This is a genomic window from Arthrobacter sp. MDT2-34-1, assembly GCF_059091365.1.
The window spans coordinates 1-521 of sequence record NZ_JBNHGO010000122.1 but is presented as its reverse complement, the minus strand read 5'-3'; the positions used below and the strand labels follow the sequence as shown (position 1 = coordinate 521).

The window sequence follows — 521 nt, the reverse complement described above, 5'->3', positions numbered from 1 at the left end:
CGCCGACGCGATCACGCTTCCGCGGCTCGCTTGACGGATATAGAAGATTCGGATCATGGACGACTGGGGGAACGGATCATGCCGGGGCCGACAGGCCAGCAACCCCGATTCTTGCTCGTTCCGGGGCTATAAGAAAGGTAACGGGGACAGCGGCACGGGCCCCCAGACGCCCGAGGCCCAGCGAGCCACGCCGGCGAACAGCAGCAGCGGCCAGCCGCGCCGCCAGGGGGGCCAGGAATTCGCCCGCGAGCCCGGCCAGCCGGTACAGACCCCACACCCCGAGCACCGCCACGCCGATCACCACGGGCTCGCGCCAGGCCACCAGGACCACGCTCAGCACCAGCAGCATCGCGTACTTCGCCCCCAGCGGGACCCGGTGGACGGGCGAGGTTCCCGGCCGGTGGTCGAGCAGGTTCACCGCATGCCCCCGTCCCGCCGCGCCCGGGCGCGCCGGGCCAGCACGTCTCGGCGGTACCACGCCACGGCGGTCCGGTCCGTCGGCGTCGTGGACGACGCGCCCC

Annotated in this window: 1 protein-coding gene; it reads right to left on the bottom strand. The window is 72.7% G+C overall.

The genetic code is table 11. From position 1 onward, the window contains the following. Positions 1–76: 76 nt before the first annotated feature. Positions 77–418, bottom strand: a complete 342-nt coding sequence (locus AC5RVV_RS17970; protein WP_494002709.1) for a hypothetical protein — start codon at positions 416–418, stop codon at positions 77–79. Positions 419–521: the final 103 nt, after the last annotated feature.